Origin of the sequence: Hanstruepera ponticola (assembly GCF_002940745.1) — a bacterium.
In the GTDB taxonomy this organism is placed as follows: Bacteria; Bacteroidota; Bacteroidia; order Flavobacteriales; family Flavobacteriaceae; genus Hanstruepera; species Hanstruepera ponticola.
This window is the reverse complement of sequence record NZ_POTB01000002.1, coordinates 124310-139280: the sequence shown is the minus strand read 5'-3', so window position 1 is coordinate 139280 and position 14971 is coordinate 124310. Positions and strand designations below refer to the sequence as shown.

Annotated in this window: 17 protein-coding genes; 5 read left to right on the top strand and 12 right to left on the bottom strand. The window is 35.5% G+C overall.

Annotated elements, in window-relative coordinates; all coding sequences use genetic code 11:
• Positions 1-49 precede the first annotated feature (49 nt).
• The 7 genes from C1S72_RS12115 to C1S72_RS12085 form a co-directional block, all read right to left on the bottom strand.
• The gene (locus C1S72_RS12115) at positions 50-607 is read right to left on the bottom strand and encodes a DUF1579 domain-containing protein (RefSeq protein ID WP_104735991.1); all 558 of its coding nucleotides are present in this window, start codon (positions 605-607) and stop codon (positions 50-52) included.
• Positions 608-645: 38 nt separating this feature from the next.
• Entirely contained in the window at positions 646-2187 is a 1542-nt protein-coding gene (locus C1S72_RS12110; RefSeq protein ID WP_104735990.1) for an acyl-CoA carboxylase subunit beta, read from the bottom strand.
• Positions 2188-2252: 65 nt separating this feature from the next.
• Positions 2253-3695, bottom strand: a complete 1443-nt coding sequence (accC, locus tag C1S72_RS12105) for an acetyl-CoA carboxylase biotin carboxylase subunit (protein WP_104735989.1) — start codon at positions 3693-3695, stop codon at positions 2253-2255.
• A 195-nt stretch (positions 3696-3890) separates the two neighbouring features.
• Entirely contained in the window at positions 3891-4373 is a 483-nt protein-coding gene (locus tag C1S72_RS12100; protein ID WP_104735988.1) for an acetyl-CoA carboxylase biotin carboxyl carrier protein subunit, read from the bottom strand.
• Between the two features lie 36 nt (positions 4374-4409).
• Positions 4410-5081: a PrsW family intramembrane metalloprotease gene (locus C1S72_RS12095; RefSeq protein WP_104735987.1), complete on the bottom strand. Its 672-nt coding sequence runs from the start codon at positions 5079-5081 to the stop codon at positions 4410-4412.
• 27 nt (positions 5082-5108) lie between these two features.
• On the bottom strand, positions 5109-5660 hold the full coding sequence (locus C1S72_RS12090; protein WP_104735986.1) for an NUDIX hydrolase: 552 nt from the start codon (positions 5658-5660) through the stop codon (positions 5109-5111).
• 31 nt (positions 5661-5691) lie between these two features.
• Complete coding sequence (locus C1S72_RS12085; protein ID WP_104735985.1) at positions 5692-6780, bottom strand: M42 family metallopeptidase; 1089 nt, start codon at positions 6778-6780, stop codon at positions 5692-5694.
• A gap of 113 nt (positions 6781-6893) precedes the next feature.
• Between C1S72_RS12085 and C1S72_RS12080 the strand changes: the two genes are divergently transcribed.
• The 4 genes from C1S72_RS12080 (at position 6894) to C1S72_RS12065 (ending at position 9917) form a co-directional block, all read left to right on the top strand.
• On the top strand, positions 6894-7571 hold the full coding sequence (locus tag C1S72_RS12080) for a DUF4294 domain-containing protein (RefSeq protein ID WP_104735984.1): 678 nt from the start codon (positions 6894-6896) through the stop codon (positions 7569-7571).
• Complete coding sequence (gene trhA / locus C1S72_RS12075) at positions 7571-8197, top strand: PAQR family membrane homeostasis protein TrhA (protein WP_104735983.1); 627 nt, start codon at positions 7571-7573, stop codon at positions 8195-8197. The genes C1S72_RS12080 and trhA overlap by 1 nt, the downstream gene beginning before the upstream one ends.
• 508 nt (positions 8198-8705) lie before the next feature.
• Positions 8706-9242: a Crp/Fnr family transcriptional regulator gene (locus tag C1S72_RS12070; RefSeq protein WP_230401645.1), complete on the top strand. Its 537-nt coding sequence runs from the start codon at positions 8706-8708 to the stop codon at positions 9240-9242.
• A gap of 114 nt (positions 9243-9356) precedes the next feature.
• Positions 9357-9917 (top strand): YceI family protein, encoded by a 561-nt coding sequence (locus C1S72_RS12065; protein ID WP_104735981.1) that lies wholly within the window; start codon positions 9357-9359, stop codon positions 9915-9917.
• Positions 9918-9968: 51 nt separating this feature from the next.
• Here C1S72_RS12065 and C1S72_RS12060 read toward each other — a convergent pair whose 3' ends face one another.
• The 4 genes from C1S72_RS12060 to C1S72_RS12045 all read right to left on the bottom strand — a co-directional run bounded on the left by C1S72_RS12060 (position 9969) and on the right by C1S72_RS12045 (position 12958).
• Entirely contained in the window at positions 9969-10538 is a 570-nt protein-coding gene (locus C1S72_RS12060; RefSeq protein ID WP_104735980.1) for a GNAT family N-acetyltransferase, read from the bottom strand.
• 582 nt (positions 10539-11120) lie between these two features.
• Positions 11121-11549: a DUF4268 domain-containing protein gene (locus tag C1S72_RS12055; RefSeq protein WP_104735979.1), complete on the bottom strand. Its 429-nt coding sequence runs from the start codon at positions 11547-11549 to the stop codon at positions 11121-11123.
• 3 nt (positions 11550-11552) lie between these two features.
• Complete coding sequence (locus tag C1S72_RS12050; protein ID WP_104735978.1) at positions 11553-12224, bottom strand: ZIP family metal transporter; 672 nt, start codon at positions 12222-12224, stop codon at positions 11553-11555.
• 2 nt (positions 12225-12226) lie between these two features.
• The gene (locus tag C1S72_RS12045; protein ID WP_104735977.1) at positions 12227-12958 is read right to left on the bottom strand and encodes a class I SAM-dependent methyltransferase; all 732 of its coding nucleotides are present in this window, start codon (positions 12956-12958) and stop codon (positions 12227-12229) included.
• Positions 12959-13051: 93 nt separating this feature from the next.
• On the opposite strand from C1S72_RS12045, the gene C1S72_RS12040 reads away from it, so the two are divergent.
• Positions 13052-14209 carry a THUMP domain-containing class I SAM-dependent RNA methyltransferase gene (locus C1S72_RS12040; RefSeq protein ID WP_104735976.1) on the top strand — a complete coding sequence of 386 codons (1158 nt, stop codon included), beginning with the start codon at positions 13052-13054 and terminating at the stop codon, positions 14207-14209.
• Positions 14210-14309: 100 nt separating this feature from the next.
• On the opposite strand, the gene C1S72_RS12035 is transcribed toward C1S72_RS12040, so the two are convergent.
• Positions 14310-14966, bottom strand: a complete 657-nt coding sequence (locus C1S72_RS12035; RefSeq protein ID WP_104735975.1) for a T9SS type A sorting domain-containing protein — start codon at positions 14964-14966, stop codon at positions 14310-14312.
• Positions 14967-14971: the final 5 nt, after the last annotated feature.

Genomic DNA, 14971 nt, shown 5'->3' with positions numbered 1-14971 from the left:
AAACGCCCTAATTCGTGATTAAGGCGTTTAATAGTAGAAAATTAGAGTATTATTTTTTTCTGGTATAATTAATTTCCATGTTTTTAATATCCTTGCCGTCAACTACCATAAACATTTCAAATTTATGAGAGTCTTCAGAAAGTTTGGTAAATACTTCCTTAACTTGCATATCCTTACCACTAGCAGGATCCAACATAGAGCCACGCAAAGTCAATGTATCTTTATCTAGCTGCCCTTTCAAAAGCATAATGCTGCTTCCAAAATTATCTATCCATGTGGCAATGAATTCTTTTTTGGCATTATCATAACCAGTGATACTCTCACCCATAAATGGCATGCCCATCATGTTTCCTGAATGTTGTGAACGTTGATATAAACCGCCCATTATCATATCATTTTTAGTAGTAGCTGTTGATATGTTTGGTGGTTGTGACGGATCCATCCACATAGTTACAGTGGCATCCCAATCACCATTCATCGAGGCTAACCATTTGTGGTTTTCTCCTGGTGTCATGTTTTCTTGCCAGGCTTTCATTTCTTCTGGGGTTTGTGAAAAAGCTGTGAAGCTTAAAAATAAGCCCAAGCTTAAAAGGATTAGTTTTTTCATGTTGTTTATAGATTAATTAGTTTAATAAAGATACTAAATTACAGTGGAATATTACCATGCTTACGTTTGGGTCTGTTTACCTCTTTATCTTCCAACATGGCAAAGGCTTTTATCAGCTTACGACGTGTATCTTTGGGTAGAATGACTTCATCAATAAAACCACGTTCTGTTGCGCTGTAAGGATTGGCAAACTTTTCAGCATATTCGGCTTCCTTTTCTTTCCACTTTGCTTCAGGGTCATCAGCGTCTTTAATTTCTTTTCTAAAGATGATTTCCGCAGCACCTTTGGCACCCATCACGGCAATTTCAGCACTTGGCCAGGCAAAGTTCATATCAGAACCAATGTGTTTAGAGTTCATTACATCATAAGCACCACCATACGCTTTTCGTGTGATAACCGTTATTCTTGGTACAGTGGCTTCACTAAAGGCATACAATAATTTAGCACCATGTACAATAATACCATTCCATTCTTGGTCGGTTCCAGGTAAGAATCCAGGAACATCTTCAAGCGTTAACAACGGAATATTGAAAGCGTCACAAAAGCGCACGAAACGCGCTGCTTTTTTAGAACTGTTTACATCTAATACACCAGCTAAAAACATGGGTTGATTGGCAACAATACCAATAGATTTTCCGCCTAGTCTAGCAAAACCTACAATAATATTTTCGGCATGGTCTTTATGAATCTCGTAAAATGAATCTTCGTCGATAATACCAGAAATCACCTCGTGCATATCATAAGGTTTGTTGGCATTATCAGGAACAATGTCAGATAATTCCTCTCGTAATTCATCACCTAATTCAAAGGGTAAGGTTTTAGGTTTTTCTTGGTTATTTTGTGGTAAATAGCTCAATAGTTTTTTAATGTCTTCTAAACATTCTACATCATTTGATGCGGTTTTATGCGCAACACCAGATTTGGTAGCATGGGTAGAAGCACCACCAAGTTCCTCGCTAGTGACTTCTTCATTAGTCACCGTTTTTACAACATTTGGGCCAGTAACAAACATATAACTGGTATTTTCTACCATAAGGGTAAAATCGGTCATGGCAGGAGAATATACAGCACCACCAGCACAAGGTCCCATAATGGCAGATAACTGCGGAATAACGCCTGATGCCTGTACGTTTCTGTAAAAAATATCAGCATAACCACCAAGAGAGCGCACACCTTCTTGAATACGTGCACCACCAGAATCATTCAATCCAATTAATGGCGCGCCAACTTTTACAGCTAGGTCCATAATCTTGCAAATCTTTTCGGCGTGAGTTTCAGAAAGTGAACCACCAAACACCGTAAAATCTTGAGCAAAGATGTAAACCAAGCGACCATCAATAGTTCCATACCCTGTTACAACACCATCGCCATAAAACTGTTGTTTATCCATACCAAAGTCTTTGGTACGATGCGTAACTAAAGCACCAATTTCTTCAAACGAGCCTTCATCTAGCACATATTGTACACGTTCGCGAGCGGTAAGTTTTTTATTAGCATGCTGTTTTGCTATACGTTTTTCGCCACCACCTAAATAGGCTTGGGCTAATTTTTCGTTTAAGTCTTTTATTTTGTCTTGCATAGTTTTTGTTTTTGCAATCTATGTGGTCTAAATTATTCTAATTACTAATCACTAAATACTAACAACTAATTAATCGGTAATCGTAATACGTTTTGGTCTTCCAGATACTGTTTTACAGCAATAAGTGCAGCAATGTTAGCTTCAGCTTCTTGTTTGGCTTTAATGGCTTCAGGAGAGTAATGTTTTTTAACAAAATGTGTGTCAAAATTTCCTGAACGGAAGGCGTCATGCTCACAAACAAACGTACCAAATGGGAGCGTGGTTTGAATACCTTCAATGTTATAGTTTTCTATCGCTTTTATCATCAATTGAATAGCCTCATCACGTGTATTTCCGTAAGTGATTAATTTGGAAAGCATAGGATCATAATAAATAGGAATATCCATGCCTTGTTCAAAACCGTTATCAACACGAATGTTTTCACCAACTGGCAATTGGTACACATCTAAATGACCAACACTTGGTAAGAAATCATTCAGCGGATCTTCGGCATAAACACGTAGCTCCAAAGCGTGACCATGAATGCTTAAATCGGCTTGTTTTATGGCCAAAACTTCACCACGAGCCACACGAATTTGTTGTTCAACCAAATCGGTTTTTGTGATTAATTCGGTAACAGGATGTTCTACTTGCAAACGCGTATTCATTTCCAAGAAGTAGAAGTTGTGGTTTTCATCTAATAAAAACTCAACTGTTCCAGCACCAATATAATCGCAGGCTTTTGCCACTTTTACAGCAGCTTCACCCATTTTAGCACGTAATTCTGGAGTTAGTACAGACGAAGGCGCTTCTTCAACCACTTTTTGATGACGACGTTGAATGCTACATTCGCGCTCAAATAAATGAATCACGTTGCCATGCGTATCTGCCATCACCTGAATTTCAATGTGACGAGGCGATGCCACGTATTTTTCAATAAATACGGAACCATCACCAAAGGCATTAACAGCTTCACTAATAGCACGATCCATTTGCGATTCAAAATCGGCTTCTTTTTCAACAATACGCATGCCTTTTCCACCACCACCAGCAGAGGCTTTTATTAAGATAGGAAACCCAATGCCTTTGGCAATGTCTTTGGCTTCGGCAATATCTGTAATGGCTTCATCGGTTCCGGGAACCATAGGAATATCATAAGCTTTTACAGCGTCTTTTGCTGCAAGCTTACTTCCCATAATTTTTATGGCTTTGCTTTTTGGTCCTATAAACGTAATGTTGTTGGCTTCGCATAATTCAGCAAAGTCAGCATTTTCAGATAGAAATCCATAACCAGGATGAATGGCATCTACGTTCAGGTCTTTAGCAACTTGTATAATTTTATCACCTAATAGGTACGATTGATTAGAAGGTGCTTCTCCAATTAAAACAGCTTCATCGGCATATTTTACATGGGGTGCATTTCGGTCTATAGTAGAGTAAACGGCAACCGTTTTAATACCCATTTTTTTGGCAGTTCGCATCACACGAATGGCAATTTCGCCTCGGTTTGCTACTAGTATTTTTTTCATATTTTCTCTTGAATAAAGAACAAAGACTGCTTTGCTGCAAGAACAAAGATTTCTTGGTTTTGTGTTTTATAAATTTTTTGTGTCACCCTATTTGAGATTTACTTTGTCATTTTTTTTAGGCTCTGAATAAAAGAATAAAGATTCAATTGTAAAGATGTCTTGGTTCTTGACTCTTTCAGTCTTTTGTCTTAACAATTACTCAAATTCAATTAACAGTTGGTTTTTATCAACAGCATCGCCTTTTGCTACAGATATGGTTTTTATAACACCATCACGAGGTGATGTTAGTACGTTTTCCATTTTCATAGCTTCAAGGATTAAGAGCGTGTCGTCTTCTTTTACTTCTTGTCCTACATGTATGTTGATGTCTAAAATCAATCCAGGCATAGGCGCTTTAATGTCATTTACATGTTTTGTAGCACCAATTTCAAAGCCCATGTCTTTAATAAGCTGATCTAAAAAATCACTTATTTCAACATTGTAAACTGTATTATTGACTTTAACTTCATAGGTTTTATTATTGAAGTTTGCATTCAATATTTCTGCTTTGTATGAGCTGTTATTTTCTAAAACATGATAGGTGTTTTTTGAAGTAGCTACAGCATCTAACTTATGAATGGTTTCTGCGGAAATTTCAAAATGATCTGTATTGTTTACAGATGCTTTATAGTTTGTCATGAAATTATTTTTTTTGAGATGTAAAGATAATAATTATTAAGCTTTGAAATGGGAGTTGTTTTGATGGCTTTTTATGGCATTTCTTGATAGCACTATGCCAAAAGCTAGCGAAACAAAGGCGCCAATCCAAACACCTGGTATAAAATCTATAAACAAGAAGAAATCATAAGCACCATGGAAAATAATGGCAAGAAGTAAGCCTATTAAATTCAATTGCATCCTATTTTTGGAAAATTTGGCCTTTCCCATATAATAACCCATTAGTATGGCAAATGTAGCGTGGGCTGGAACAGCAGTTACAGCTCTTAATAAAGCGACTTCATAACCACCAGCCATAACATAAAAAATGTTTTCAGTGGCAGCAAAACCCATAGAAACCATTACGGCATAAATAATACCATCATAGGGTTCATTAAAAGCTTCCCGTGTTTGCGCATAGTAACGTACAATAATGTACTTGCTGAATTCTTCGGTAAAGCCAACAATGAAGAAGGCCTTAATAAATTGTTCAACAATATTATTTTCTTCTGGAATGATAATATAATCGAAGAGGATGTATAATAAGGTTGTGATAAAAATACTCACAAAGGCACCAAATAAAAAGCAAAAAAACAGTAAGAGTTTAGGCTCTTTATCATACTTGTCCTTTAAGTAAACATATAAAATAATGATGATGACTGGCGCTATTGAAAGTAAAGCTAAATCCATAAATGGAAATTAATAAAAAAAGTAATGTTATAATAATTGTTTTTGAATGGAATCTAAAACCGATAGATAATAGGGGCGATTGCTTGCTACAAAATGATTATTATTCTCACTATCCTTCAATAGTGACTTAAATGCAGTAATTGAAACAAGTTTTAGTGCTTCAACTTCACCTTGTTGAGGCGTTAGTGATGCGATAGGATCGTTTAATAAAGCGATGAATGTATAGTGAAACTCATTATCTATGATACCATTATCATATGTTTGAAAACAAGGAAAGACACCTATTCTCTTTAAATCAGACTCATTAATAGTTAATCCTATTTCTTCTTGTGTTTCTCGAGTTGCGGCTTTTTCAATAGTTTCACCAGCATCAACATGTCCAGCGACAGAAACATCCCAAAGCAAGGGGCAAATAGCTTTCGTAGCGGCACGTTGAGCCAATAATATATCACCATGTTTGGTGTAAAACCATACGTGTGCCGTATTGTGATAGTAACCCTGCTTGTGAATAGCTGATTTTAAAGCAGATTGTCCTGTTGGCTTTCCAAGGGCGTCAACAATGTCAATTAATTCATCCATAAATTAAAAAGCCTCTTGTAGAGGCTTTATGTTATTTGAAATACGAAAACGTTTCACCATCTTTAATCTTCAACAAGGTTTCATAAATCAAGCGGATAACGTTTTCCACATCATCTTTATGAACCATCTCAACCGTTGTATGCATATAGCGTAAAGGCAACGATATTAAAGCCGATGCCACACCACCATTACTATAAGCAAAGGCATCGGTATCTGTTCCTGTGGCACGTGATAGTGCCGATCTTTGGAAAGGTATCTTCTTGTCTTCAGCCGTATCAGTTATCAGATCACGTAGTTTTTGCTGAACAGCAGGCGCATAGGCGACTACAGGCCCTAATCCAATTTCTAAATGCCCTTCTTTTTTACGCTCAATCATGGGTGTTGTAGTATCATGCGTCACATCAGTTACAATAGCCACATTGGGTTTGATGGTTTGTGTAATCATTTCGGCACCACGTAATCCAATTTCTTCTTGAACAGAATTGGTGACATAAAGACCGAACGGTAGTTTCTTTTTATTTTCATGTAATAAACGAGCCACTTCAGCAATCATAAAGCCACCCATACGATTATCTAAAGCACGACAGACAAACTTATCTTTGTTCAAAATATGGAATTCATCAGGGTAGGTAATCACACAACCTACGTGCACACCCATTTTTTCAACTTCAGCCTTATCTTTTGCACCAATATCTATCGTAATATTATCTGGTTTTGGTGCCTCTTCTTTTGCTTTGTTTCTGGTGTGAATAGCTGGCCATCCAAAAACACCTTTCACGATGCCTTTTTTGGTGTGGATGTTTACAATTTTACTCGGCGCAATTTGATGGTCACTACCGCCATTTCGTATTACATATATCAAACCATTATCAGCAATATAGTTGACGTACCATGAAATTTCATCGGCATGGCCTTCAATAACTACCTTATATTTTGCTTTCGGATTAATAACGCCAACGGCCGTTCCGTAGGTATCGGTTATAAATTCATCAACATAAGGTTTTAAATAGTCCATCCATAGTTTTTGCCCATCCCACTCATATCCAGTAGGTGATGCATTATTTAAATATTTCTCTAAAAAGTCCATAGACTTCTTATTCAATACACTCTTTTTTGCCATGTTTAAATATTTTGCACTAAAATAATAATATTAATACGATTTTAAGGTTTTAGAGGTTGTAAATTATTAATTTTGACGTTCATCTTGGAACGATTTTAGATAGCTAGTTTTTAATGAAATATTTCTTTTACTTCTTATACTTAATACCAGGTTTACTGTTTGCTCAAGTGGATACAGTTGAACAGGATTCCACGGATGTAATGTATATAATTATTGAAGGCGATTCTATACCACAAACAGCTATAAACCTCAATGAAATTACCTTATTACACAAGCTGAAGTTTGATAGTAATGAAGACCGAAGAAGATACTTGATTTTAAGACGAAAAACCATTAAGGTCTATCCGTATGCCAAGCTTGCGGCTGAACGTTTGGAGGCACTTAATGAGCGCATTGAATCCATGGAGCGCAAGAGTGACAAAAAGAAATACACCAAAATCATTCAGAAATATATTGAGGAAGAGTTTTCGGAAGAACTGAAAAAGTTAACCCGTACCGAAGGACAAATTCTTGTAAAGCTTATTCACAGGCAAACAGGAAAAACCACATTCGATTTAATAAAAGATTTGCGAAGTGGCTGGCGTGCGTTTTGGTTTAACAATACAGCGCGTTTGTTTGATATTTCCTTAAAGGAAGAGTTTGATCCTTTAAATAACAAAGAAGACTACTTAATTGAAGATATATTACAACGAAATTTTCAGAGTGGGCGATTGGAAGAACAACAATCGGCTTTAAATTTTGACTTTTTGGAACTGACTGAAAAGTGGATGAATGAAAAGAACAAACCCTAATGCGAAAGCAAACGCAACTTGAAGAGAACCTGAATGCTTGGAGCCATGGCATAGGTGCGCTTCTGGGTATTCTTGCATTAGTATTGTTAGTGGTTTATAACACTAATAAAACCGATTGGAGCTTATTTAGTGTGATAGTTTATGGTATTTCCATTGTGGTACTCTTTTCAGCCTCTACATTATATCACGCCATTAAACGTGAAAAGCACAAGCACTATTTTAGAATTTTAGACCACATAAGTATCTACTTATTAATTGCGGGAACCTATACGCCAGTTACGCTCATTGCTCTTGAAAACAGTCACGGATGGTCAATGTTTTGGGTTGTTTGGGGTATCGCAGCTTTTGGGCTTATCTTAAAAATTTTCTTTACAGGGAAATTTGAGTTCTTATCGGTATTGCTCTATTTGGCTATGGGCTGGCTGGTGGTTTTTGATTTCACTTACTTATCAGAATCTATTGGTCCCAATGGTGTCTTGTGGTTATTTGCTGGTGGCTTGTTTTATACTTTAGGAATTGTTTTTTACGCCATTGAGCGCATTCCGTATAACCACGTCATTTGGCACCTATTTGTTTTAGGTGGTGCTATTAGCCATTTCTTTATGGTGTTTCTATATATCATTTAATCGAAAAGAATTCCTCGACGTTTGCGTCGTGGTTTGCGATAAAACTGTCATTCCTGCCTGTCATATTGAGCTTGTCGAAATGACGGCAGGAATCTAAATAACAGAATGTCGTTTTATGACCTTCAGTTCAAAAATAAAAAGAGTGGAATGCCTTTAAGACTTACTTGCAATATACTTTGTTTATAGAAATTCTGTATTATCCTCTTCCAACAGGCAATAAATAATACTATCTAGAAATTGTCCCTCAAAAAGATAATTCTCTCTAAAATAGGCTTCCTTTTTGGGTAGCGAATTTAACCCATTTACGAAAGTTTCAAAACGACTATATAAGAACTAGTAACCATTTGGAATCTTATTTAAAACATCAAAATTAGAATTAATGAATTTACGTAAATAGCGGTAGAAAAACTTTGATTTTTAATCATGTTATTTTACTATTTTTGAAATAATATAAAATAAGCTCACTACTATTCAATCATTACTAAACTATATCAGACAATATATTGATTTGACTTCAGAGGAGATCAATACCTTATCCAATTATGTTGCTGAAAGGAAATATTTAAAAGGACAATATATTTTGCAGCAAGGAGACGTTTGCAAGCATAGCAGCTTCATTCTACAGGGTTGTACTAAAATGTTCTATGTTGATGATACAGGTCAGGAGCACATCATAATGTTGGGCGTCGAAGATTGGTGGGTTTCGGATATTGGTAGTTTTATTGAACAAAAGCCAGCCCAATTCAATATACAATGCATAGAAGATACAGTTCTGGCACAGTTTCATGTCGATACTATTGATGAAGTCTTACATAAAATACCAGCATTGGAACGCTTTTTCAGAAAATTACTGGAGCGTGGTTTGGCGGCTTCCCAAAAGCGTATTATTAGAAATTTCAGTATGACTGCCAAAGAACGTTATTTATATTTCAAAAATACCTATCCAAACATTGAGCAACGTATTCCACAATATTTATTGGCATCTTATTTAGGTATAACCAAAGAGTTTTTGAGTAAAATTAAAAGCCAATTGGCTTCCCAATAGGCTGTTTTATAATTTAGTTAAACTAGTTTAATATTTTTTAATAAACCAGTTCATTTTTTTTAGTCTACTCTTGTTGCACCTTTGTAAGGTAAAATCATATACAATAAAAATAAAATGAAAAAATCAACTTTAATTATTGTTGCATTTGCAACCTTTACAGCAACTATGAATGCTCAAAAAAAAGATATTAAGAAATCAGAAAGTGAAGTAGCCTGGAAAGGTTATAAAGTTACTGGCTCACATGAAGGTACCATAGCCATTAAATCAGGTAATTTGGTATTTGATGGTGAAACTCTTACAGGAGGAAATTTCGTCATGGATATGACCACTATCGGATCAACTGATTTATCTGGGGAGTATAAAGGTAAATTGGATGGACACTTAAAATCCGATGATTTTTTTGGTGTAGAAAAATACCCAACAGCAAGTTTGATTTTTACAGAAGTTCAAGCAAGTGGGAAAAACGCTTACCAAATTACAGGTGATTTAACAATTAAAGAAACAACGCATCCAGTAACATTTACACTTTCGGTTTATGGAAGTAAAGCTACAGCAAACTTAAAAATTGATCGTAGCAAGTATGATGTTAGATACGGATCTAGTAGCTTTTTTGACAATTTACAGGACAAAGTAATCTATGATGAATTTGATATCATAGCTGACTTGCAATTCTAATTAATAGCAAACAATGTCATTGAAAAGCCACCTGAAAGGGTGGTTTTTTAGTTATTTTATATCCTCTTCCAACAGGCAATAAATTATACTATCTAAATACACCCCATTATACAAATAGTTTTCTCTGAAATAGGCTTCTTTCTGAAACCCAAAACTAACTAAAAGCCTTTCAGAGTTTGCATTATTAGGATTGATATTGGCTTCAATACTATGCAGGTGTAAGGTTTTAAATCCAAATGGAATGAGGGTTGAAAAGGTTTCCTTCATATAACCGTGTCCCCAATAGTCGGGATGCAGACTATACCCAATCTCACCACGACAATTGGCTTTGTCTAATCGCCAATAACCAAAATAACCAATAAATCTATTCGCAGCCTTGTCAATAATAGCCCAGTTAAGGCCAGTTTGCTCAACAAATGAAGTCTGATTGTTACGAATCAGCTCTAAAGTGTCCTCAAGGCTTTGATGCTTTTTAGAATCCATATGCGCCATAACCTGATCATCCGTTTTCAGAAAGAATAGATCTTCAGCATCACGTGCCTGAAAATCACGAAAAAGGAGTCTCTCGCTTTCCAATTCGGGAAACGCTTCAAAAACGGAATCATTAATCTGAAGACTCATATCATGCAACTTTAAAAATAATTAGCGGATATCCCTTATCATTGAGTTAAACAATTTTAATTTTCGGTAAATTAAAAATTTATGAAACAAAATAGCCTTCTTTTACTTGTTTTTTGGAGTGGTCTGTTACAAACACAAATCAGTTTTGAAGATCGAACATACAATTAAGCTAATCCATTTTTAGATACTGAATCAAGTTCAGGATGAGAAGTAAGTTAAAACCTAATTCCTGCGAAGCAGGAACCCGCTGTAGTCAGTATAGATAACACAAAACACTAATTCCTGCGGAGCGCATTATTAAATATAAATCAACCTATCTAGGTATTCCAATAAGACTAAACCCATGCTATCGTCAGTATATAAGCATACATACCGTTAATAATTTTTGAAGCCTTGGAAAAATCGAAGATTCACGAATACTTATTAAATAAACATTCATGAGTAAAATTTAGGTATGGATGCTTGGTTTTTCGGTTTACCGAAAAAATACCTACGATAGCAAAAGCACCTTTTGGTTCTTTTGTGTGCTTATAAAAGAACATTAAAAATCCACACAATCATTAGCATGCATCAAGAACAAATCTAACCCTTTATCACATCTTTATACTCCTCAAAAAACGCCTCAAACAAACCCATCGTTTCATTAAAAAACACCATCACCTGTTGCCAGCTATTTTTATTATGAATACTCACCTTGGCATCCAGCGGCACATAAATACGTGATATTTCCTTACCGTTTTCCAAATAATAGATTTCCTCAAATAGGGCAGTGGGAAGGTATTCAGATTTGAGAATACTTTTTAATGCCAGTAGTTTTTCCCAATAATTAATACGGTTTTCCAAATCACTTTCTACATCCAAAGCCACCAAAGCCTCTTTGGTATCAAAATGAAACTTAAAACTAAAGCCTTTTATTTTGGTATTGTATAACAGCCACTTTCTCGGGAATGATTTTCCAAAGCTTATCCAAAACGTTTCGCGTAATTTCCGACTTTCTTCTTTACTAAACATGATTTAGATAAAATAGGCAATAATGATCGCTGATATAATGGTTAGAATTTTGGTTAAATTAAATTTATGTCCTTCACTGCTTTCAAAAAGAATAGTTGTAGAGATATGCAAAAAGATACCAATCACAATAGCCGAAATCTCATTGTAGTAATCTTTTATAAAACCAATGGAATCTGACATATAAACACCCAGAGGTGTCATCAATGCAAATAAGATTAAAAACAAGGCTATTTTAAGCTTTGATAGTTGCGATTGCATAAAAAACGTTGCCAATATAATAGCAACAGGAAGCTTATGTACAATAATACCATATACCAAATTGTCATGCGCTTCAATAGGAATACCTTCTAAAATGGCATGAATACTCAAACTAATGAACAATACCCAAGGAAAAATAGTTTTAGACTTATCCAGATGCATATGCCCATGTTCGGCACCTTTTGAGAAAAACTCCAGAATAATTTGGAACAGAATACCCATCATGATAAAAATGCCCACGTTGGAATCTTTGTGTTCGTAAACTTCCGGTAAAAAACTAAATACCGTAATAGATAATAAAAAGGCACCACTAAAGGCTAATAACAATTTTAAATGCCTAACATCTGAAGGCTTTAAAACAAGCACCACAAAAAAGCCTAAAAGCACCGAAATAATGGGTAGTAAGTAATTGAGCATGTTTATTTAAAAATCATGATTAGGCGTTCAGAAGTTTTCCTGTCAAACTTACGCAATTTATAATCGCCAAAAACATCCAGCAAATAAACGTTTGCTTGCTCAAATAAAGCTTCAAAGTCATCTAGTGTAAAGGCTCTCACACGTTCCTGAAAATGAAATGCTTCGCCATCATGTATAAATGAAATATCCTTAATAATATAGCCGTTTTCAACAGTTCGCTTCAGATTAAAATCAATACCATCAACCGTTTTAGTTTCGTTTGGTACCAGGTTGTCAATCACAAAATCCGTATTCATAAAATCAATCACGCCAAATCCAAAAGGTTTCAAATTGGCTTGAATAGCCTGAATAGTCTTCAAATTATCCACTTCGTTTTCAAAATACCCAAAACTGGTAAACAAATTAAAAACCGCATCAAAGCGTTTGCCAAACGGTTTGCACATGTCATGCACCTGAAAGTGTAAGCTCTCATTCTCATATTGTTTGGCATGGGCTATACTGTTTTCCGACAAGTCAACACCAGTAACATCATAACCTAATGAATTGAGATACACCGAGTGACGCCCTTTGCCACAAGCCAAATCCATAATAGAGCCCTGTTCAGGAATGTTCAGGTATTCCGTAAGATTGTCCATAAACAATTGCGCCTCTTCATAATCCCTATCCTTGTAAAGAATGTGATAAAAAGGTGTGTCAAACCAAGATGCAAACCAAGCTGTTGTGTCTTTTGTCATAGTATGTCCCACAAAAATGAGAATCTTTTAATTTTAGATACTCTAAAGTTGCAACAAAAATACTGTATTTTTGCAATCTATTTAATAGTCGTGATGGAGAATAATTTTAAAATGGTGGCAAAAACCTTATTTGGTTTTGAAGAATTGTTAGAAAAAGAACTTTTGCAGTTAGGTGCTCAAGACATCCAAAAAGGAGTTAGAAATGTGAGCTTTGTAGGAGACAAAGGCTTTATGTACAAAACCAATTTAGGCCTGCGTACAGCCATTAAAATTTTAAAACCTATTGAATCCTTTCGGGTTAATAACGAACAGGATTTATATGACAAGGTCTATAAGATGGACTGGTCACAATACCTCAAACCAACAGGGTCTTTGGCTATTGACGCTACGATACATTCTCAATTATTCACCCACTCCAAATACATAGCCCTTAAAACCAAAGACGCTATTGTCGATAAGTTTCGGGATACCACCAAAGAACGTCCTAATATTGATTTACGCTTCCCCGATTTAAAAATCAATGTGCATATAGACAGACAACAATGCACCATATCTTTAGATAGTTCTGGTGAGTCCTTACACAAACGTGGGTATAAAACAGCCACCAACATAGCACCTATAAATGAAGTATTGGCAGCAGGTTTGGTCATGTTGTCGGGTTGGGATGGCCAGTGTGATTTTATGGATCCCATGTGTGGTAGTGGTACTATTTTAGCAGAAGCCGCTATGATAGCCTGTAACATTCCACCAAACCTCATGCGTAAAGAGTTTGCCTTTGAACGCTGGCAAGATTGGGATGTCGAATTATTTGAAACCATTGAAGAATCCCTATTAAAGAAAACACGCGATTTCCATTATAAAATGATAGGCTATGACAAATCACCATCTGCGGTGTCCAAAGCCAAAGCCAATATTAAAAATGCCCATTTAGACGAGTTTATCACCATCCAGCACGAAGACTTCTTTAAAACCCAAAAAGCAGGTGAGGGAAAGCTGCATATGCTGTTTAACCCACCCTATGGCGAGCGTCTGGATATTGATATGGAAAAATTCTATGTCGACATTGGCGATACCCTTAAACAAGGCTACCCAGGTACCGATGCCTGGTTTATTACCTCCAATCTCGATGCTCTAAAACATGTAGGGTTGCGACCCTCCCGAAAAATCCATTTGTTTAATGCCAAACTGGAATCCCGTTTGGTTAAGTACGTCATGTACGAAGGGAGTAAAAAGGCGAAGTTTAATGAGTAGTTTTTAGTGTTAAGCTTATCGGTTTTCAACTACACAATAGCCAAAGGTATAAGCCTTAAAGAAGTAATTAATTATATATATTGTTACCCAACTCATTTTTTTAGTTGTTCACAATTATTTTTTTTGTTATCATTCCTTTGTTTGTATTGAGTTCCAAGAAGTATATTCCACTGTTAAAATTACTAAAATCCAGACTCTCAAAATCGGTGAAATAGTTCTTGATTTTTGTACCAAGTATATTGTATATAGATATTTTGCTAACAATTAAATCCTCTGGGGTATCTATGAATAATACTGCCTTTACTGGATTTGGATATAAACTAATTTCGTTTTCCAAAAGTTCAAAGTCCTCTATGCCCAAATAGATAGTTTCGGTTAGAGGGGTTGTAAACTGCATTGTTGCCGTGTCTGTTAGTTCTGTATAATCGCAAACAGTTTCTGTTTCAGACCGATATAAATTTATAATTATACTGTAATTGTTGTTTGTAGGCACAGTAACAGGGAAAGTATGGTTGTAGACTGGCGTTGGAACTTGAAATCCATTTACAAAATAGCAGATATTCATAGTGATAATATTGTTCTCTATTGAATGTTCTTTAATAATAAATGATGATGGACTAGTACTAATAAAAACGTCTATATTCACATCAACAATTGCATCATCAACAGTCGGTGAAATATTTAAACTAGATATAAGTTGTGCATTAATAAACCAACAATTAAATAAAATAAATAAAGTAGAAAGTAAATTTTTCATAAGTT